Origin of the sequence: Parvularcula dongshanensis, assembly GCF_014199615.1 — a bacterium.
Classification (GTDB): domain Bacteria; phylum Pseudomonadota; class Alphaproteobacteria; order Caulobacterales; family Parvularculaceae; genus Parvularcula; species Parvularcula dongshanensis.
In genome coordinates this window covers 258,889-277,554 of sequence record NZ_JACHOB010000002.1, presented here as the reverse complement: position 1 = coordinate 277,554, position 18,666 = coordinate 258,889, and the positions used below count along the sequence as shown (strand labels likewise).

Annotated in this window: 24 protein-coding genes; 19 read left to right on the top strand and 5 right to left on the bottom strand. The window is 66.3% G+C overall.

Translation table 11 applies throughout. From position 1 onward, the window contains the following. Positions 1 to 49 precede the first annotated feature (49 nt). The 19 genes from rpsN (at position 50) to GGQ59_RS06955 (ending at position 15,048) form a co-directional block, all read left to right on the top strand. Positions 50 to 355, top strand: a complete 306-nt coding sequence (rpsN, locus tag GGQ59_RS07045) for a 30S ribosomal protein S14 (RefSeq protein WP_183817076.1) — start codon at positions 50 to 52, stop codon at positions 353 to 355. A 10-nt stretch (positions 356 to 365) separates the two neighbouring features. Next, the gene (rpsH, locus tag GGQ59_RS07040) at positions 366 to 764 is read left to right on the top strand and encodes a 30S ribosomal protein S8 (protein WP_183817075.1); all 399 of its coding nucleotides are present in this window, start codon (positions 366 to 368) and stop codon (positions 762 to 764) included. After that, on the top strand, positions 764 to 1,297 hold the full coding sequence (rplF, locus tag GGQ59_RS07035; protein WP_183817074.1) for a 50S ribosomal protein L6: 534 nt from the start codon (positions 764 to 766) through the stop codon (positions 1,295 to 1,297). The genes rpsH and rplF overlap by 1 nt, the downstream gene beginning before the upstream one ends. A 46-nt stretch (positions 1,298 to 1,343) precedes the next feature. Continuing rightward, positions 1,344 to 1,706 (top strand): 50S ribosomal protein L18, encoded by a 363-nt coding sequence (gene rplR, locus GGQ59_RS07030; protein WP_183817073.1) that lies wholly within the window; start codon positions 1,344 to 1,346, stop codon positions 1,704 to 1,706. Between the two features lie 11 nt (positions 1,707 to 1,717). Beyond that, positions 1,718 to 2,299 carry a 30S ribosomal protein S5 gene (rpsE, locus tag GGQ59_RS07025; protein ID WP_183817072.1) on the top strand — a complete coding sequence of 194 codons (582 nt, stop codon included), beginning with the start codon at positions 1,718 to 1,720 and terminating at the stop codon, positions 2,297 to 2,299. Between the two features lie 8 nt (positions 2,300 to 2,307). Further along, positions 2,308 to 2,490 carry a 50S ribosomal protein L30 gene (gene rpmD / locus GGQ59_RS07020; RefSeq protein WP_183817071.1) on the top strand — a complete coding sequence of 61 codons (183 nt, stop codon included), beginning with the start codon at positions 2,308 to 2,310 and terminating at the stop codon, positions 2,488 to 2,490. Positions 2,491 to 2,573: 83 nt separating this feature from the next. After that, positions 2,574 to 3,065 carry a 50S ribosomal protein L15 gene (rplO, locus tag GGQ59_RS07015; RefSeq protein ID WP_183817070.1) on the top strand — a complete coding sequence of 164 codons (492 nt, stop codon included), beginning with the start codon at positions 2,574 to 2,576 and terminating at the stop codon, positions 3,063 to 3,065. A 137-nt stretch (positions 3,066 to 3,202) separates the two neighbouring features. Beyond that, positions 3,203 to 4,549, top strand: coding sequence for a preprotein translocase subunit SecY (secY, locus tag GGQ59_RS07010; RefSeq protein ID WP_183817069.1), 1,347 nt, complete (start codon positions 3,203 to 3,205; stop codon positions 4,547 to 4,549). After that, a complete protein-coding gene (locus GGQ59_RS07005) occupies positions 4,546 to 5,130 on the top strand; it encodes an adenylate kinase (protein ID WP_183817068.1) in 585 nt (194 codons plus the stop codon). The genes secY and GGQ59_RS07005 overlap by 4 nt, the downstream gene beginning before the upstream one ends. 456 nt (positions 5,131 to 5,586) lie before the next feature. After that, positions 5,587 to 6,324, top strand: coding sequence for a phosphatase PAP2 family protein (locus tag GGQ59_RS07000; protein WP_183817067.1), 738 nt, complete (start codon positions 5,587 to 5,589; stop codon positions 6,322 to 6,324). Further along, positions 6,317 to 7,369 carry a phosphatase PAP2 family protein gene (locus tag GGQ59_RS06995; RefSeq protein ID WP_183817066.1) on the top strand — a complete coding sequence of 351 codons (1,053 nt, stop codon included), beginning with the start codon at positions 6,317 to 6,319 and terminating at the stop codon, positions 7,367 to 7,369. The genes GGQ59_RS07000 and GGQ59_RS06995 overlap by 8 nt, the downstream gene beginning before the upstream one ends. 42 nt (positions 7,370 to 7,411) lie before the next feature. Beyond that, positions 7,412 to 8,476 (top strand): acyltransferase family protein, encoded by a 1,065-nt coding sequence (locus GGQ59_RS06990; RefSeq protein ID WP_183817065.1) that lies wholly within the window; start codon positions 7,412 to 7,414, stop codon positions 8,474 to 8,476. 208 nt (positions 8,477 to 8,684) lie between these two features. Next, entirely contained in the window at positions 8,685 to 9,053 is a 369-nt protein-coding gene (rpsM, locus tag GGQ59_RS06985) for a 30S ribosomal protein S13 (protein ID WP_183817064.1), read from the top strand. Beyond that, complete coding sequence (gene rpsK / locus GGQ59_RS06980; protein WP_183817063.1) at positions 9,053 to 9,460, top strand: 30S ribosomal protein S11; 408 nt, start codon at positions 9,053 to 9,055, stop codon at positions 9,458 to 9,460. The genes rpsM and rpsK overlap by 1 nt, the downstream gene beginning before the upstream one ends. Before the next feature lie 46 nt (positions 9,461 to 9,506). Further along, complete coding sequence (locus GGQ59_RS06975; protein WP_183817062.1) at positions 9,507 to 10,523, top strand: DNA-directed RNA polymerase subunit alpha; 1,017 nt, start codon at positions 9,507 to 9,509, stop codon at positions 10,521 to 10,523. 94 nt (positions 10,524 to 10,617) lie between these two features. Then, positions 10,618 to 11,037, top strand: coding sequence for a 50S ribosomal protein L17 (rplQ, locus tag GGQ59_RS06970; RefSeq protein ID WP_183817061.1), 420 nt, complete (start codon positions 10,618 to 10,620; stop codon positions 11,035 to 11,037). 81 nt (positions 11,038 to 11,118) lie between these two features. Further along, positions 11,119 to 12,519 carry a Do family serine endopeptidase gene (locus GGQ59_RS06965; protein WP_183817060.1) on the top strand — a complete coding sequence of 467 codons (1,401 nt, stop codon included), beginning with the start codon at positions 11,119 to 11,121 and terminating at the stop codon, positions 12,517 to 12,519. Beyond that, complete coding sequence (locus GGQ59_RS06960; RefSeq protein WP_183817059.1) at positions 12,516 to 13,808, top strand: AAA family ATPase; 1,293 nt, start codon at positions 12,516 to 12,518, stop codon at positions 13,806 to 13,808. The genes GGQ59_RS06965 and GGQ59_RS06960 overlap by 4 nt, the downstream gene beginning before the upstream one ends. A gap of 58 nt (positions 13,809 to 13,866) precedes the next feature. After that, a complete protein-coding gene (locus GGQ59_RS06955) occupies positions 13,867 to 15,048 on the top strand; it encodes an energy transducer TonB (protein ID WP_183817058.1) in 1,182 nt (393 codons plus the stop codon). A gap of 132 nt (positions 15,049 to 15,180) precedes the next feature. Here the strand turns inward: GGQ59_RS06955 and GGQ59_RS06950 are convergent, their stop codons facing one another. The 5 genes from GGQ59_RS06950 to GGQ59_RS06930 form a co-directional block, all read right to left on the bottom strand. Continuing rightward, positions 15,181 to 15,912, bottom strand: coding sequence for an SDR family NAD(P)-dependent oxidoreductase (locus tag GGQ59_RS06950; RefSeq protein ID WP_183817057.1), 732 nt, complete (start codon positions 15,910 to 15,912; stop codon positions 15,181 to 15,183). Beyond that, the gene (locus GGQ59_RS06945; RefSeq protein ID WP_183817056.1) at positions 15,899 to 16,330 is read right to left on the bottom strand and encodes an HIT domain-containing protein; all 432 of its coding nucleotides are present in this window, start codon (positions 16,328 to 16,330) and stop codon (positions 15,899 to 15,901) included. Before GGQ59_RS06945 ends, GGQ59_RS06950 begins: the two co-directional genes overlap by 14 nt. An 81-nt stretch (positions 16,331 to 16,411) precedes the next feature. Continuing rightward, positions 16,412 to 16,855 (bottom strand): hypothetical protein, encoded by a 444-nt coding sequence (locus GGQ59_RS06940; protein ID WP_183817055.1) that lies wholly within the window; start codon positions 16,853 to 16,855, stop codon positions 16,412 to 16,414. A 58-nt stretch (positions 16,856 to 16,913) separates the two neighbouring features. Next, complete coding sequence (locus GGQ59_RS06935; protein ID WP_183817054.1) at positions 16,914 to 17,423, bottom strand: hypothetical protein; 510 nt, start codon at positions 17,421 to 17,423, stop codon at positions 16,914 to 16,916. Between the two features lie 38 nt (positions 17,424 to 17,461). After that, positions 17,462 to 18,616, bottom strand: coding sequence for a GNAT family N-acetyltransferase (locus GGQ59_RS06930; protein ID WP_183817053.1), 1,155 nt, complete (start codon positions 18,614 to 18,616; stop codon positions 17,462 to 17,464). Positions 18,617 to 18,666: the final 50 nt, after the last annotated feature.

The window sequence follows — 18,666 nt, the reverse complement described above, 5'->3', positions numbered from 1 at the left end:
CCAGGTCCGGCAGGCTCGGAAACCAGCCGTAGGAGAGAAGACAGAAGATATGGCAAAGAAGTCCATGATCGAGCGTGACGTGAAGCGGCGGAAGCTGGCTTCGCGCTACGCCGGCAAGCGCGATGCGCTGAAGGCGCAGATGCGCGACGAGTCGACGAGCCCCGAGGAGAAGTTCCGGGCGGCGATGAAGCTCGCCGAGCTTCCGCGCAACTCGTCCCCGACGCGCATCCGCAACCGCTGCCTCGTGTCGGGTCGGCCCCGCGGCTACTACCGCAAGCTGAAGATGTCTCGGATCGCGCTGCGCGAGCTCGGCTCGCTGGGCAAGATCCCAGGCCTCGTGAAGTCGAGCTGGTAAGGAGGCGAGAATGGCGATCAACGATCCCGTCGGCGATATGCTGACCCGCATCCGCAACGCTCAGCTGCGCGGTATGTCCAAGACCACGACCCCTGCGTCGAAGCTGCGCGGGCGCGTCCTCGACGTGCTCGAGGCCGAAGGCTACATCCGCGGCTACACGAAGGTGGAGCACGCGAACAACAAGCGCGACTTCGAGATCGAGCTGAAATACTTCGACGGTCAGCCGGTCATTCAGTTCATGAAGCGCGTGTCGAAGCCCGGTCGCCGGGTCTACACGTCGATCAAGGACATCTCGCCGGTTCGCAACGGCCTCGGCATCTCGATCTTGTCTACGCCGAAGGGTGTCATGTCCGACGCCGCCGCGCGCGAGCACAATGTCGGCGGCGAAGTCCTCTGCGAGGTGTACTGATGAGCCGGATCGGAAAAAGACCAGTTCCCGTACCGAGCGGCGTGACCGCAAGCGTCGAGGGACAGACGGTCAAGGCGAAGGGCCCGAAGGGGACCGCCGAGTTCGTCGTGAACGAGCTTTGCACGGCCGAGATGGGCGATGGCGGCGTGAAGATCACGCCGATCAACAAGTCCAAGGAAGCGCGGTCCATGTGGGGTATGTCCCGCACCATGGTCGCGAACACCTTCGAGGGCGTCTCGAACGGCTTCACGCGCAAGCTCGAACTCGTCGGCGTTGGCTACCGTGCCCAGATGAAGGGCAAGGACCTCTCCTTGGCGCTCGGCTTCAGTCACGACGTTCTCTTCACGCCGCCCGAAGGCGTGTCGATCAACGTGCCGCGGCCGACCGAGATCGAGATCACGGGCTCGGACAAGCAGGTCGTCGGTCAGACCGCCGCTAAGATCCGCGGCTTCCGTCCGCCGGAGCCCTACAAAGGCAAGGGCGTCAAGTACGAGAACGAGTACATCTTCCGGAAGGAGGGCAAGAAGAAGTAAGCCCGCTGCCCCTTGGGGCGCGGTCCTACACCTTCTGCGAACGCTTATGGCACTGACCAACATTCAAAAGAGAGCCCGCCGGGCCGGCCGTACCCGGTCGGCGCTCGCGCGCAAGTCCGGCGGCAAGGTCCGCCTCTCCGTCTTCCGCTCGTCGAAGAACATCTCGGCGCAGCTGATCGACGACGCTCAGGGGCGCACGCTCGCCTCGGCCTCGTCGCTGGAGAAGGACTTCCGCGAGGACGGCAAGGGCTCGACCACCGACGCCGCCGCGAAAGTGGGCACTCTCCTCGCCGAGCGGGCCAAGTCCGCGGGCGTTGAAGAGGTCGTCTTCGACCGTGGCGGTTACATCTATCATGGCCGGGTGAAAGCCCTGGCGGACGCCGCCCGTGAGGGCGGCCTGAAGTTCTGAGGGCTGCAACCATGGCAAGAGAACCGAGATCGGGTGGCCGCGGGCGCGGTCGGCGCGAAGAGGAGCGGGACGAGTTTCAGGACCGCCTCGTCGCGATTAACCGCGTCTCCAAGACGGTGAAGGGCGGCAAGAACTTCGGTTTCGCCGCGCTCGTCGTCGTCGGCGATCAGAAGGGCCGTGTCGGCTACGGCAAGGGCAAGGCGCGCGAAGTGCCGGAGGCGATCCGCAAGGCGAGCCAGGAAGCGAAGCGCAACATGATCCGCGTGCCGCTTCGTGACGGGCGCACGTTGCACCATGACGCCCAAGGGCGTCACGGCGCGGGCCGGGTCGTCCTTCGCACGGCGCCTCCGGGTACCGGCGTCATCGCCGGCGGTCCGATGCGGGCCGTCTTCGAGATGCTGGGCGTTCAGGACGTCGTTGCGAAGTCCGTGGGCACGTCGAACCCCTACAACATGGTTCGCGCGACCGTGGACGCGCTGACCAACCAGTCGAACCCGCGAGCCATCGCTGCCAAGCGCGGCCTCAAGGTCTCCGACATCATCAACCGGCGCGCCGAGGTCCTGACCGACGCATCCGCCGCCGACGCTGCGTGAGGGTAGTCATGGCTGACAAGATCACCGTCCGTCAGACCGGGTCGCCGATCCGCCGCCCGAAGGACCAAGCCGCGACCCTCAAAGGGCTCGGCCTCGGCAAGATCGGCCGCATCCGCGAACTCGAGGACACGCCCGCTGTGCGCGGCATGATCCGGAAGGTCGCGCACATGGTTCAGGTGGTCGGCGAGTAAGCCGGCCCCAACCGAACGTCGCCCGATAGGGCACAGGCGAGGCGGCGCATGGGGCGCCGCCGCTAGTCATTCAGGAGGACGCGATGCGTCTCAACGATCTTCGTGACAATGCGGGCGCCCGCAAGCCCAAGAAGCGTGTCGGCCGCGGTATCGGCTCCGGCAGTGGCAAGACCGGCGGCCGAGGCGTCAAAGGTCAGAAGTCCCGCTCCGGCGTCGCCATCAAGGGCTTCGAGGGCGGTCAGATGCCGCTCCACATGCGTCTGCCGAAGCGCGGCTTCCTTACGCCCAACGCGAAGAGCTACGCCGAGGTCAGCCTCGATAAGCTCCAGGCGATGGCCGATGCCGGCACGACGACCATCGATGAAGCGGCGCTTCGTGAAGCGGGCTACCTGCCGCGCGCGATGGACGGCGTTCGCGTCCTCGGCTCTGGCGAACTCACGGCCAAGCTCGACCTCACCGTGACCTACGCGACGAAGAGCGCGCGCGAAGCCATCGAGAAGGCGGGCGGTTCCGTGACCATCACGCGTCCCGAGAAGCACCAGCGCCTTCGCGGTCCGCACAAGCAGAACGCCTAAACCAAGACGACTCGCCGCCGATCCACGATGGGTCGGCGGCGCCCCTTACGAGACGGCACGCCCTTGCGTGTCGTCCGCCCGGCCGCCAAGTCCGCCTCTGACGGACCTTTCGTTCCGAGATCGCCCCCGGGATCGCCATGACCTCAGCCGCCGAGCAGTTCGCTGCAAACCTGTCCTTCGGATCTTTCGCCAAGGCGGAGGAGCTGCGGAAGCGTCTTCTCTTCACCTTGGGCGCGCTGATCGTCTACCGGATCGGGACGTTCATTCCGATTCCCGGCGTGAACCCGGCCGCCTTCGCCTCGCTCTTCCAGACGCAGACCGGTGGCCTCCTTGGCACCTTCAACCTGTTCTCGGGCGGCGCGACCGAGCGGATGGCGATCTTCGCGCTCAACATCATGCCGTACATCTCGGCGTCGATCATCATGCAGATGCTGTCTGCGATCGTGCCGTCGCTGGAGGCGGTGAAGAAGGAAGGCGAAGCCGGGCGCCGTCAGATCAACCAGTACACGCGCTACCTGACGGTCGCGCTCGCGCTCGTTCAGGGCTTCTTCATCGCGACGACGGTCGCGAGCCAGACCCAGAACGGCGTGCCGGTCGTGCCGGACGCCGGGCCGATCTTCCTGATCACCACCACGCTGACGCTTCTCGGCGGAACGATGTTCCTAGTCTGGCTCGGCGAGCAGATCACCGCGCGCGGCATCGGAAACGGCGTCAGCCTCATCATCTTCGCGGGCATCATCGCGGAGCTGCCGCGGGCCGCGGCGGGCCTCTTCGCGTCGGAGCGGGCAGGGGCGCTGCCGCCCTTCGTCGTCGTCCTCGTCGTCGCGATCGCGATCAGCCTCGTCGCCTTCGTCGTCTTCATGGAGCGCAGCCAGCGCCGCCTCCTCGTGCAGTATCCGCGGCGCCAGCAGGGCAACCGCATGACGCAGGGCGAGCGCTCGCACCTTCCTCTGAAGCTGAACACGTCGGGCGTCATCCCGCCGATCTTCGCCTCGTCGCTCCTCTTCCTGCCTGCGACGGCCGCCGGTGCCATCGGCAACGACGCGCCCGGCTGGCTGCAGACGGTCGTGGGCTCGGTCAGCCCGGGGTCGTGGCCCTACGTGCTGATCTACGGTGCGGGCATCGTGTTCTTCTGCTTCTTGTACACCTCGATCGTGTTCAACCCGGAGGATACGGCCGACAACCTGCGCAAGTACGGCGGCTACATCCAAGGCTATCGGCCGGGGGCGCGGACGGCGGAGTACATCGACTACGTTCTGACCCGCCTCACCGTGATCGGCGCGGCCTACCTCGCCTTCGTCTGCCTCATGCCCGAGTTCCTGCGGATGGAGTACTCCGCGATCCCGGTCTACCTCGGCGGAACGTCGCTGCTCATCGTCGTGACGGTGACGCTCGACACCGTGCAGCAGATCCAGGGACACCTTCTGGCGCAGCAGTACGAATCGCTGATCAAGAAGTCGCGGCTGAGAGGGGCACGTCGATGATCGTCATCTTCCTGGGACCACCGGGCGCGGGGAAGGGCACGCAGGCCGCCTACATCTCAGCGCGGCGCGACATCCCGCAGCTCTCGACGGGCGACATGCTCCGCGCCGCGATCGCGGCGGGGTCCGACGTCGGGCGTCAGGCGAAGGCGATCATCGACCGCGGCGAGCTCGTCTCCGACGACATCGTCGCGGGCATCATCTCCGAACGGATCGACATGGCGGACTGCGCTCGGGGCTTCCTCCTCGACGGCTTCCCGCGGACGGTCGAGCAGGCGCGGATGCTCGATGAGATGCTGACGCGGAAGGGCAAGTCGCTCGACTGCGTCCTCCTCCTGGACGTCGATCACGACGCGCTCGAGGCGCGCCGTGCGAAGCGCGTCGCCGAGACCGAGGCCGCCGGCGCGCCGCCGAGGCGCGACGACGATCCTGCCACCTTCGCGAAGCGTCAGGGCGTCTACAGAGAACAGACGGCGCCGCTCGTGCCGCACTACGAGGCGCAAGGCCTCCTCAAGACCATCGACGGCATGCAGCCCGTCGAAGCGGTCAGCGCCGAGATCGACAGCGTGCTGGACGCGTGTTGAAGATCGAAGGTTCGATAAGTCCGATCGATTGAGCGTCTGCGGTAGCTCCGACGCTGCCTTCTCGTCTATTCAGTGCCCATTAGCTTTGAGCGCGTAAGCGGTCTGAGTTGAGAGCCTGAATAGGTGGGCGCGGTGACACCTCGGTCGGAAGTTTCAGGTCCGTTACTCGGTAGTGGCGTGACGACGTCGCTACGGAACCGAGGTCTAGACCTTACGGGATGGACGAGAGACCACCACGTATACATTTTCGTTACGATATTCGCAGGCAGCGCGCTGCTGTTTGATACGGCAACTTTCGCTGCGCAGATTGGACGATTCATTCCGCGTTTCACGGCTCAGGTTCTGCCTCTTGCAGTGCCCGCTGCGCTTGCGTTCGGGATTCTCCGGTACCCGAACGGTCCGATCGGCGGCATCGCTCGGCTTGTTCGAGAACGGGGTGCCCGTGCCCTCATCGCCGTGACCGCTCTTTTTGCCGGGCTTGCCGCGTTCACCACGTTCAAGTCGGCAATTCCAAACCTCGTCCCATTCTACGCGGATCCCGCGATCGTTGCACTCGAGTCGTCTCTTCTCGGTAGCGATCCGTGGCGCTTGCTTCACGATGCGCTTGGACCGCGGCTTGGGTCTTTCCTTCTCTACTCCTACCACCTGCCCTGGTTCGCATGGTGGACGGGACTCTACGTCGTCGTCGCGTGGCTCAAGCCGAGCGTTCTGCGGTCGCAATACCTTCTAAGCTTCTTCCTCGTGCTCGTTCTTATCGGCGTCGTCGCCGCGACGTTTGGCGCTTCGGTTGGGCCGATCTTCTTCGATCGTATCTACGGTGGAGAGCGGTTCGGCGACCTGAGCCGAGCTCTTCAATCGGTCCGGTTCGGTGACAGCGTCGTGCGCTATGCCGACTACCTCTACTCGTTGCACACAGAAGGTAGGGCCGGGCTCGGGGGCGGGATCTCTGCTTTGCCGTCCATGCACTGCGCGGCCGTTACGTTGAACGCGCTCTACATGTCACAGGTTCATAGGTTGGCAGGAACGTTGGCCTGGCTGTTCGCCGCCTGCATCTACGTCGGTTCAGTCTACACCGGTTGGCACTACGTGGTGGATGGGTTGGTCTCGCTGGTAGGCGTAACGCTTATCTGGAAGGGAACGGGCTCCTACCTACGAACTCCTCAAACGCGCACCGAGAGCCAGCTTCGTGCGTGAGTCGTCCAACCCCCTTGCCCAACGTACTTCTGGCTTCGTGGAGCGTTTCCGCGCGCCGGTGAGGAGCACCAAGAGCGCAGCCAACGACCTTTGGCCGGTTTACGGACTCGTCGCCGTCGTTGGTCTTTGTGCGTGGATCGTCGATCCGTCTGCCATGTCTTACCAGGTGAGCCGCCTGATTGGCATCGTCATCGGCCTCATGCTGCCTATAGGACTCGTCTTCGGCTTTGCGGTTTCGATCGCGCTCGAGCCTCGGCGGCCGACGAGATGGTTCCTTCAGGTCGTCAGGACCCGCGGGGCGGGGGCAGGCGCCGTCACCGTGGCCTACCTCATCGGCCTTGCATCCTTGTCGACCTGCAAGGCGCATATCCCCGATGTCGTGCCTTTCTACGCAGATCGCTTCCTGGCGGACGCGGAGCGTGCTGTCCTCGGCACCGACGCGTGGCGCCTTGCCCACGCGGCGCCGGTTTGGCTCGGAAGCCTAGTCTTGTGGCTCTACCAACTCCCGTGGCTCATCTATTGGACGGGCGGTATCCTAGTTGCGGCCTGGCTCCCGCCTAGTCGATTGCGGACGCAGTACGTCTGGAGCTACTTCCTCACGATCTTCGTCTTGGGCATCGCTGTCGCAGCAGGCTCCGCGTCGGTTGGCCCCATCTTCTACGATCGCTTCTTCGGCGGCGATCGTTTCGCGGACCTGGCGCCGGCGCTGGATCTTCTTCCGATCGGGCGCGGAACCAATGGCTACGCGCAATATCTCCTCCGCCTCTACGAGACGGAGGCGCCAGGCCTTGGCAGTGGCATAAGCGCCTTCCCGAGCATTCACTGTGCGGCTGTCGTGCTCAATGCGCTCTTCCTGAGCCGTTTCGGCCGAGGATTGGGTGTCGCGGGCTGGTTCTTCGCGGCCTCGATCTTCTTCGGTTCGATCTACACGGGGTGGCACTACGCCACCGACGGAGTTGCATCATTGATCGGTGTGGTCGTCATCTGGCTGAGCGTCGATCGGATATTGCAGAAAACGGATAGCGATTTGTCGGCCGAAACGTAAGAGTTTCAAGTACAGCCTTCATTGAAGTACGGCAGGCAACCTATGGCGACGAAACCCCACCTTCAGCAGATCGACGCGTTGCGGGGTATCGCTGCACTTCTAGTGGCGTTCGTATTTCATCAGGGAGAAATCCTTGGTGCCGGAAGAACAGGTCCTCTTGATGGACTTCCGGTATTCACTTGGCTGCATGCGTATGGATGGACGTTAGTAGACCTATTCTTCGTCGTATCAGGTTTTGTGTTTTCGCACGTCTACTTGGAAGGTGGAGAACTTCGAGGGAAAACGACCGGCCGAACCTTTTTCGTTAGCCGCTTCGCTCGCCTTTATCCGCTGCACTTCGTGACGTTGTTGGCTGCAGTAGTTTTGATTCCGTACAGCACCGTATCGGTTCGAGTTCAAGAAACATACGACCTCAGGCACTTCGTCCTGAACCTTCTTATGCTTCAAGAAGTCGGAATATCGGAGGATGTCAGTTTCAATGCGCCGGCTTGGTCGATATCTGTAGAGGCACTGTGTTACGCAGTGTTCTTCTTCGCCGCACGCCGAGGGGGAAGATCACTCGTCACGGTGGCATTTGCTGCTGTTGTATTTGGACTGTTCCTGACGGTAGGAGGGCATGCCGGTGTTGACCACGTTTCTCGCGGGTTCGTCGGCTTCTTTGCTGGCCATTTCGCCTGGCGGCTCCGATCTGTACCGTGTATGAGCTGGACCCTCGTTGCAATCATCGCGGCGGGAATACTCGTTCACCCCCCTAAGGTCAGCTACGGTGCCTGGCTCGGGCTGACTGCTTGGCCGGCCCTGGTGCTACTCGCGCTTCGAAGTCACGTGCTCATCCGTCCGATCTTGCGGTGGCTGGGGAACATCTCCTACTCGATCTATCTCATCCACATGCCGGTCTACTATGCGGTTTCAGCGTTTGTTTTCGGCGGAAAGCTGGTGCCTCAACCGTTGTGGACGCCGGTTATCGTTTGTGTGAGCGTCGCTACTCTCATTCTGGCGCACCTAAGCTATCGTCATCTCGAGGCGCCGGCTCGCAGAGCAATCAAAGGTCGGTTCGGCTCGAAGACTGGCGCTTCGGCGCGGTTCGTGGTCGCGAACCGCGATTGATCGAGGGGCGGGGCTCGCACGCGAAGCTCGGGGCGGGGCATGCTATCCACCGCCTCCGGCGATCGGCAGCCGAAGTCAGGCCAGAGAGCCGACGCCGCCTTGACCGCGCCGCCGCACCCCTTATAAGCCCCCTTCGCACTGCGTTCCGCCGCGCTGCGCCCCGCTTTCGCGTGCGCTGGCGTTGCTATTGTTTTCAAGAGGTTGCCTGATGGCACGCATCGCTGGGGTGAACATCCCGAACAACAAGCGCGTTCATGTCGCGCTGACCTACATCCACGGTATCGGCCCTTCGCTGGCCAAGGAGATCACCGACAAGGTCGGGATCGACGAGGCGCGTCGTGTCCAGGACCTGACCGACGCCGAAGTCCTGCGCATCCGCGAGACGATCGACGGCGACTACACGGTCGAGGGCGACCTTCGTCGCGAGAACGCTCAGAACATCAAGCGCTTGATGGACCTCGGCTGCTATCGCGGCCTGCGTCACCGTCGCGGCCTGCCGGTCCGCGGTCAGCGCACTCACACCAACGCTCGGACCCGCAAAGGGCCCGCCAAGCCGATCGCAGGGAAGAAGAAGTAATGGCACGCCAACCCGCCCGCGGCGCCGGCCGCGCCGCCCCGCGCCGCCGCGAACGCAAGAACATCGTCAACGGCGTCGTTCACGTGAACGCGTCGTTCAACAACACCATGGTGACGATCTCCGACGAGCAGGGGAACGCCGTTTCCTGGTCGTCGGCCGGCATGATGGGCTTCAAGGGCTCGCGCAAGTCGACCCCCTTCGCCGCGCAGATGGCCGCCGAGGACGCGGCCAAGAAGGCGATGGACCACGGCATGCGCTCCGTCGACGTTCTGGTACGCGGCCCTGGCACCGGCCGGGAAAGCGCCCTACGTGCGCTGCAAGCGGCCGGCCTGACGGTCACCAACATCAAGGACGTCACGCCCATTCCGCACAACGGCGTTCGCCCCCGCAAACGCCGCCGCGTCTGATTTTTACGGGCCGTCGTCGCGGGCGGCCCCTCGGAGAGATCCGCTTATGTTAGAGAAGAACTGGCAGGACCTGATCAAGCCGAACAAGCTTGAGGTCGAGGCGGGCTTCGACCCGCAGCGCCGTGCGACCCTCATCGCGCAGCCGCTCGAGCGCGGCTTCGGCCTGACCCTCGGCAACTCGCTCCGCCGCATCCTGATGTCGTCGCTCCAGGGCGCGGCCGTCACGGCCGTCCAAATCGACGGCGTGGTGCACGAGTTCAGCTCCATTCCGGGCGTCCGCGAGGACGTCACGATCATCGTGCTGAACCTGAAGCAGCTCGCGTTGCGCATGCACGTCGACGGGCCGAAGCGCCTGACCTTGCGCAAGCAGGGGCCCGGCGTCGTCACCGCCGGCGACATCCAGGAGACGGCCGACATCGAGGTCCTCGACAAGGATCACGTCATCTGCACCCTCGACGAGGGCGCGGATCTGCGCATGGAGCTGACGGTGCAGACCGGCAAGGGCTACGTCCCCGCCGACCGCAACCGGCCCGAAGACGCGCCGATCGGCCTGATCCCGGTCGACAGCCTCTACAGCCCCGTTCGCCGCGTCTCCTACCGGGTCGAGAACACCCGTGAGGGTCAGGTGCTCGACTACGACCGCCTGCTGCTCGAGATCGAGACCAACGGCGCGGTCACGCCGGACGACGCCGCGGCCTACGCCGCCCGCATCTTGCAGGACCAGCTGCAGATCTTCGTCAACTTCGACGAACCGAAGAAGGACACCGGCGCGTCGCAGGACGACGAGCTGCTCTTCAACGCGGCGCTGCTGCGCAAGGTCGACGAGCTCGAGCTGTCGGTCCGCTCGGCCAACTGCCTGAAGAACGACAACATCGTCTACATCGGCGACCTGATCCAGAAGACCGAGGGCGAGATGCTTCGCACCCCGAACTTCGGCCGCAAGTCGCTGAACGAGATCAAGGAAGTCCTTGCGACCCTCGGCCTCCACCTCGGCATGGACGTGCCGGACTGGCCGCCGGACAACATCGAGGAGCTGGCTCGCAAGTACGAGGACCAGTCCTAAGCTTCGTGCCCGCTCCAGAAGGGGCGGGCGCTTTCCTTTTCCAAACCATCCGGGCCTTTGAGTAGAACGGGTTCCGGAGCAGTGGAGACACCCCATGCGCCACGGCGTCGCCCATCGTAAGCTCAACCGCACGGCCAGCCACAGGAAGGCGATGTTCGCCAACATGGCGGCGAGCCTGATCAAGCACGAGCAGATCACCACCACCCTGCCCAAGGCGAAGGAGCTGCGCCCCATCGCGGACAAGCTCGTCACCCTCGCCAAGAAGGGCGACCTCGCCGCTCGCCGCCAGGCGATCAGCCAGATCCGCGACGCGGCCATGGTCGGCAAGCTCTTCGAGACGCTCGGTCCTCGCTACGCGGAGCGCCAGGGCGGCTACACCCGCGTCATGAAGGCGGGCTTCCGTCACGGCGACAACGCGCCGATCGCGGTGATCGAGTTCGTCGACCGCGACGAGACCGCCAAGGGCATGGATTCCGGTCCGACGGCCGAAGCGGACTTCGACGACGAAGATTGAGTCTCCGTCTTCCCGAAGAGTCATGAGGCCGCCCTCGGGGCGGCCTTTTTCGTGCGCGTCGCCCCGGCTAGCTTGCGTAGCATGAGAACCCTCTTCGCCGGCGTGCTCTTCGCGCTCGTCCTTCCGCTGTCTTCCGCTCAAGCCCAGACCGTCGCGCCGCCGACCGACGCCGCGCTGCGCGCCTCCTACGCGCCGATCGTCGAGGAGGCCGCGCCCGCCGTCGTCAACGTCTTCTCCGAACGCACCGTCCAGACACGGGCGCGCTCCATGTTCGACGACCCGTTCTTCCGCGACTTCTTCGGCGATCGCGGGCTCGGCGGCCGCACGCGGGAGCGGGTGGAGCGCTCGCTCGGCTCGGGCGTCATCGTGGACCCGGAGGGCGTCATCGTGACGAACAACCACGTCGTCGATGGCGCGACGGCGATCCGTGTCGTCTTAGCGGACAGGCGGGAGTTCGACGCGGAGGTCGTCCTCGCCGACCAGCAGACGGACCTCGCCATCCTTCGCATCGATGCGGAGGGCTTGCCCGCACTGCCCTTCGCGGATTCAGACGCGGCCGAGGTCGGCGACGTCGTCCTCGCCATCGGTAATCCCTTCGGCGTGGGTCAGACCGTCACGTCCGGCATCGTCTCGGCGGTCTCGCGCTCGGCCGCCGGCGCGTCGGACTATCAGTTCTTCATCCAGACCGATGCGGCCATCAACCCAGGCAATTCGGGCGGGGCGCTGGTCGACGCCTCGGGCGCGCTGCTCGGCGTCAACACGGCGATCTACTCGCGCTCCGGCGGCTCGAACGGCATCGGCTTCGCGATCCCAGGCAACCTCGTACGCCGCGTCGTGGCCTCCGCCGAGGGCGGCGAGGCGGTGGTGCGCCGCCCCTGGCTCGGCGTCCAAGCGACCGCGATCGATGCGCGGATCGCGAGCGCCCTCGGCCTCGATCGTCCGCGCGGCGCGCTCGTCACCGCGGTCTATCCCGATGGTCCGGCCGACAAGGCCGGTCTCGAGGAGGGGGACGTCGTCCTCGCGGTGGCCGACCAGGACGTCTTCGAGCCGGAGGCGCTACGCTACCGTCCCGCTACGCTCGACCCCGGCAGCAAGGCCAAGCTGTCCATCCTGCGCGACGGCAAGGCGCGGGACCTGACCGCGACGCTCGCCTTCCCACCGGACCGCCCCGATGCGGACGAGCGTCGACTCACCGGCCAGCAGCCGCTCTCGGGTGCCACCGTCGCGAACCTCTCGCCAGCGCTCGCAGAGAGTCTCGGCCGCGACCCCTTCGAGACCGGCGTCGTCGTCACGGACACGGAGCCCGGCTCCTACGCCGCCCGCTACGGCATCGGCCGGGGCGTCGTCGTCCTCGGCGTCAACGGCGAGGAGACGGACGACACGAAGGCGCTCGAACGCGCCCTCGCGCAGCCCGCGCGCCTCTACGCGCTGACCCTCAGGACGCAGGACGGCCGCGTCACGACCCTCAGGGTCGGACGGTGAGCGACCTCTTCGGCTCGGCGGGGCTCGAGACGGGCGCCCCGCGTCCGCTCGCCGACCGCTTGCGTCCGCAGGCTTTGTCCGAGGTCGTGGGGCAGGACCACCTCCTGGGCGAGGGCGGTACGCTGCGCCGTATGCTGGATGCAGGCTCCCTGCAAAGCCTCATCCTCTGGGGCCCGCCCGGCACGGGCAAGACCACCATCGCCCGGCTCCTGGCCGCGGAGACGAAGCTCCGCTTCGTCCAGCTCTCGGCGATCCTCTCGGGCGTCGCAGACCTCAGAAAGGCCTTCGCCGAGGCGGAGGCCGCTCGCGCGGCGGGGCAGGGGACGCTCCTCTTCGTCGACGAGGTGCACCGCTTCGACAAGCGCCAGCAGGACGCCTTCCTGCCTCACGTCGAGGCGGGTACGGTCACCCTCGTCGGCGCCACGACCGAGAACCCGAGCTTCGCGCTCAACCCCGCCGTCCTGTCGCGCTGCCAAGTGCTGCGCCTCAAGCGCCTGGATGACGACGCGCTGGCGACCATCCTGTCCCGCGCGGAGGGCGACGCCTCCTTGCCGCTCACGAAGGAGGGCAGGGCGTCCCTTCTCGGCATGGCGGACGGCGACGGCCGCTTCCTCCTGAGCCTCGTAGAATCCCTCCGCGCTTTGCCGAAGGGCACGCCGCCACTGGGGCCCGAGGACCTCGCCGCTTTCGTCCAGCGCCGTGCGCCGAGCTTCGACAACGAGGCGCACTACGACCTCGCCAGCGTGCTGCAGAAGTCGATCAGGGGGTCGGACACCGACGCCGCGCTCTACTGGTGCGCGCGGATGCTGGAGGGCGGGGAGGACCCCCGCTTCGTCCTGCGCCGCCTGACGGTCATCGCGTCCGAGGACATCGGCAACGCCGACCCCCGCGCCCTGCCGCTCGTCATTGCGGCCCGGGCGGCCTACGAGGCCCTTGGCGACCCCGAAGGCCATCACGCCATCGGACAGGCGGTCGCCTTCCTCGCCAGCGCGCCGAAGTCGAACCGCGCCTACCGCGCGCTCAAGCTGGCGAAGGCCGCCGCCCGCGAGACCGGCACGCTGCCCCCGCCGCGCCACGCCCTCAACGCCCCGACGAAGCTCATGAAGTCAGAAGGCTACGGCCAGGGCTACGAGTACGATCACGACACGCCCGATGGTCATGCGGGCCTGAACTACTTCCCCGAAGGCATGGCGCGGCAGCGCTTCTACGAACCCTCGGACCGCGGCGCCGAGGCCAGGATCGCCGAGCAGATGCGCGCTTACGAGGCCCGGCGCCGCTCTCGCGAGTAGAGCCTTGCGGTCTCCGACGGCTGCGTTACCGTCTAGCCGGGCACAGGGGATACCACCGATGATCAAGGCTCTAGCCGTGTTGCTGGCCGCATTCGCGCTGTCGGGCGCGGCCGCTCAAGACCGTCGTCACCTCGAAGAGTACAAGGCCTACCTCGCCGCCCAGCAGGCGGGCGACGCGGCGGCGACCACGCGTTATGCCGAGGCCGCCTGGCGCGCCGCCGAGACGGAACTCGGCGGGCACGAGACGACGGCGCTTCTGGCACAGAATTACCTGTGGGAGGTCCTGCTCCGCGACCCCGAGGAGGCCGAAGAAGCCGCCGCTCGGGCCTTGGCACTCGGCGAGCAGGGGCTCGGCCTTGGGAACTTCACGCTGACCGAACTGCGGCTGGCGGACGCCTTCGCGAAGAACGTCCACCACCTGCGGCGGCGCTCCAATCGTGAGGCGCTCCTGGCCGCGATCGAGACCTACCCGCCGCAGGAGGCTCTCACGAGCGTCCTCGTCAGTGTCTACGATCAGTCGATCGTCAGGGCCTACGTCGCAGACGAGTACGGCCTCGCCTACGACGCCGCGACCCTGTTCGAACGGCGGTTGGCCGAGGAGCCGGGCGTGTCGGACTCGCGCCAAGCCTCCATCTTGACCAATCGGGCCGCCGCCCTGATCGCGAGCCGCCGCAGCCGGTTTGATTCGAAGTATTACAGCCGGACGGACGCGAAGAGCAGCGCTGGATACGAAGAGCGCCTAGCGGACGCTCAAATACTCCTGGACGCCGCCGCCGCGCTCTTTCCGAAGACGAAACGCCTCGACGAGATGGACCCTAACCAGCATCTCACCAGAGCGTGGAACGGCGTTGCCGTCGCGATCGGCAGGTCCATGGACTACGAAGTTCCCGAGGACTGGGCCTTCGAAGGGCATCGCGGCCGGTTCTCGTGGGACAGCTTGATGACGAGGGAGGGGGCGGACGGCGCGGAGATCCTTTGCGAAGTCTCGTGGACCAAGCGTGATATGCACTACCCGGCCGCGGCGATGCGTGACGGCTACATCGGAGCGGTGCTCGTCGGCTACCATCTCGACACGGACGGCCACGTGATCGAGCCGCGCGTCCTCGCCGAGATCCCACAGGAAATCTTCAGCCAAACCATTCTGAAAGAGATGAAGGACTGGGAGGCCGACGCCGGTAACCTCGATCCGGCCTGCCTTCGCGATCACCTCACGTCCTTCAACTTCACCATGCAGCGATAGGTCGTCCTCGGCGCGTCCGAAGACCAAAGCCGGCCGCCGCCAGCCGCCCCGGGTTCATCCCCGCCCCATCGCTGAGAGGCTTCGGCCGGAGGGGCGTAAGAAGCGGTGCGCCGCTTCCTTCCTCGTTCGCCTTCAGGACGTGGGCCGATCCTCGCGCCACGCCTTGAAGCTGACGAGGGTTCCGCTCTCCTCCCAACTCGGCTCGGCCATGTCCGCGACGAGAGGGGCGAGGTCTTCCGGCTGAGGCAGAGTGCTTTGATCCTCGCCGGGCATCGCCTTCTGCCGCATTCGGGTCGCGATGGGACCGGGGTCGACGAGGTTCGCCTTGACCGCGCCGTTCTCGCGCTCCGCAGCGTAGGTCAGGATCAGCCGCTCGAACGCCGCCTTGCTCGCGGCGTAGAGGCCCCAGAAGGGCACGGCCTTGCGCGCCCGGCCCGAGGTTACGCCGACCACACGGCCGGCCTCGGAAGCCCTCAGCAGCGGGTCGAGCCCGCCGAGGAGAAGCCAATTCGCGGTGACGTTCAGCGTCATCGCCGAGGAGAGGAGCTTGCCGTCGACGTCCGTTACCGGCGTCAGCTCGCCAAGGGTCCCAGCGTTCAGGATGAGGGCGTCCAGCTTGCCGAAGCGCTCCGCGAGGGCGCCTGGTAGGCGTTCCATCGCCGCCTCGTCGGTCAGGTCCGCGGGGATGAGGCTGCACTGCCCCCCAAGCTTCGCGACCTCGTCGTCGAGCGCTTCGAGCGCGCCGACCGTGCGGGCGAGGCACAGGACGTGGTGGCCGCGGCGCGCCATCTCCAGCGCCGCCGCCCGGCCGATGCCGCGCGAGGCGCCCGTGACGAGGATCAGCCTGCGTTCAGAGTCGTTCACGGATCACTCCTGCGATGCGTTCCAGCTCTTCCATCGGCGCGGGGCTCGACCCGTGCGGCTTTTCTTGCCGGTCGCGATAGACGGGAATGACGTGGAAGTGGACGTGGAACACAGACTGGCCCGCTGCCTCGCCATTGTACTGCACGATGCGCACGCCGTTGGGGCTCAGCGCGTCGACCACGGCGCCCGCGACGGCCTGCGTCCTTACGATCAGGCGGTGTAGCACCTGCGTCGGCGTATCGAGGAGGTTCACCGCCTTCACGTCCTTCGGCACGATGAGGACGTGCCCTTCGGACTGCGGGAAGGCGTCCATGAAGCACAGAACCGCCTCGTCTTCGTAGACCTTGGCAGCCGGCATCTCGCCGTGGATGATCCGAGCGAAGACGTTGTCGTCTTCATAGGCATGGTCGAGGCTCACCGCGGCTCCTCCGAAGCTTCGGCGGCAACAAAGCGACGGCAGCACCAAAGGTCCAGCCCCGTGCGCGGCCCGCGCTAGGGTCTACTCGATCACGTCCCGGATCTCCTCGAGCCGCTCTTCGGGCAGTTGAAGCCTGACGGACCGGCGCGTGCCGACGAGCTCGACGGAGAAGGGTTCGCTTTCCTCCGCCAGAAGCTCTCGCGGGACGAGAAGAACGAAGCTTTCCCGGACGTTCGAGGGCGACGTTACCCGGCGGTCCCGTTCGGAGAACTCGGTCTCCTGCCCGTTCACGCGCGCCGTGGTGAGAAGGGCGGGGGCGGTCCCGCTATAGGTGCCGTAGAGGTAGACCCCCCACTCGTCTTCGCCCGACCGCACGGCGCGCAGGCGGCTCGTCACCTGGTAGTTGTAGCCGCCCGCCGTGATCGGCTTGCCGACGTAGCGCTCGACGCCCCCGGCGCCCGGATCGGCAGAGGTCGTCGCGCAGGCAGCGAGGAGAAGGGCGGCAGCGAAGGCGATGAGTTTCATGGCATCCTCCCGTCCGCATCGTGGTCCCGGGCAGCCCGCCTGTCCAGCGACAGCGCCGCTACTGTTCGGGCCGAAGCTCCGGTAGGGCCTGCGCTGCGAGGACCATGGGGTCGGAGCCGAGGCCGTAGAGGTACTCTCGCCGCTCCGGCGTCCCCTGGTCGAGCGTCTCGAGCGTCGCGAGCTGGTCCGGCGTCAGGCCGAACTTGACGAAGCCCCGGCGCCACAAGCAGCCTTCGATCGCCTCGCGCCGCTCCCGGATCACCGCCCGTTCCCGCGACATCTCGACGTTGCGGATGCGGGCGAGGTCCACCGCGTCGCCCGGATCGAGCGCGAACGCGAAGTCCTCGAGCGCCTGCGGATCGACCGCGACGGAGGCGCCCTCGATCACGCAGTCGACGGACGCGTCGTCGTACTGCGACCGGCTGACGTTCGGCTTGCCCCAACTGAAGTAGCTGTATCCGGTCTTGGACGGCAGGCGGAAGCCGGGCTGCAACTGTCCTTCCGAGGTCGCGCAGGCGGCGAGCAGCAAGGCGGCGCCCAGCGAGGCGAACCGAAGATGACGTTTCACGACGCGTTCCCCCGAGTGCTCGGCGAGAGGGTAACGCGTCATTCCTTCCGCTTGAAGGGTGTGAACTCGCTCAGATACGCGATCTCCTCGTCCACCGCCTCGCGCTCATGGGCCAGGTAGTGCGCCACGGCCTCGCGGAAGTTCGCGTCGCGGAACCAGTGCGCGGAGTAGGTCGCGACCGGCGCGTAGCCGCGGGCGACCTTGTGCTCGCCCTGGGCGCCCGCTTCGACGCGCGAGAGCCCGCGGGAGAGGGCGAAGTCGATCGCCTGGTAGTAGCAGACCTCGAAGTGGAGGAACGGCACGTGCTCGGTCCGGCCCCAGTAGCGGCCATAGAGCGTCTCGTCCCCGATCAGGTTCATCGCGCCAGCGATGGGCCGTCCGTTTCTGTAGGCCATGATGAAGAGGAGACGGTCCGCCATCCGCTCGGTCAGAAGGCTGAAGAAGGAGCGGGTCAGGTAGGGCGAGCCCCACTTTCGCTCGCCGGTGTCCTGATAGAAGGTCCAGAAGGCGTCGAGGACGTCCTCGGTGACGTCGCTGCCGGTCAGCCAGCGGATGTCGACGCCGCAGGACGCGACCGCCTCGCGCTCCTTGCGCAGCGACTTGCGGTGCCGGGCATTGAGGGCGCCGAGGAAGCCCTGCCAGTCGCCGTAGCCCGCATCGCGGAAGTGGTACTGCTGCCCGCTGCGGATGAGGTAGCTCGAGGCTTCGAGGAGGTCCTTCTCGGCCGGTTCGGGAAAGTTCACGGCGAAGGTCGAAAGGCTAAGCTGGTCCGCGACCTGCGGGCCGACGCTCGCCAGCAGTTCGCGGCCCTCCTCGGTAGCGGAGAGGAGTCGCGGCCCGGTCGCGGGCGTGAAGGGGACGGCGGAGAGGAGCTTGGGGTAGTAGCGGCCTCCCGCCCGGCGGTAGGCGTCGGCGAAGGCGTGGTCGAAGACGTACTCGCCCTGGCTGTGGCCCTTCAGATAGGCGGGCTGCACGCCGATCACCTCGCCGTCGCGCTTGAGGACGAGGTGGCGGGGCGCCCAGCCGGTCTCCGGTTTCACCGAGCCCGACTCTTCGAGGGCGTGCAGGAAGTCGTAGGCGACGAAGGGGTGGAAGGGGCGGCCCTCAGGGTTCGCCTGCGCGTCCCAGGCCGCCTTGCCGATCTCGTCTATCGACGGAACCGTCTCCGCCGTCAGCGCCGCGCTGCCGTCCATGTGTGAGGCTCCTACCGTCTCGAATGGAAGGTAGAGCGCTCGGCGCCGGT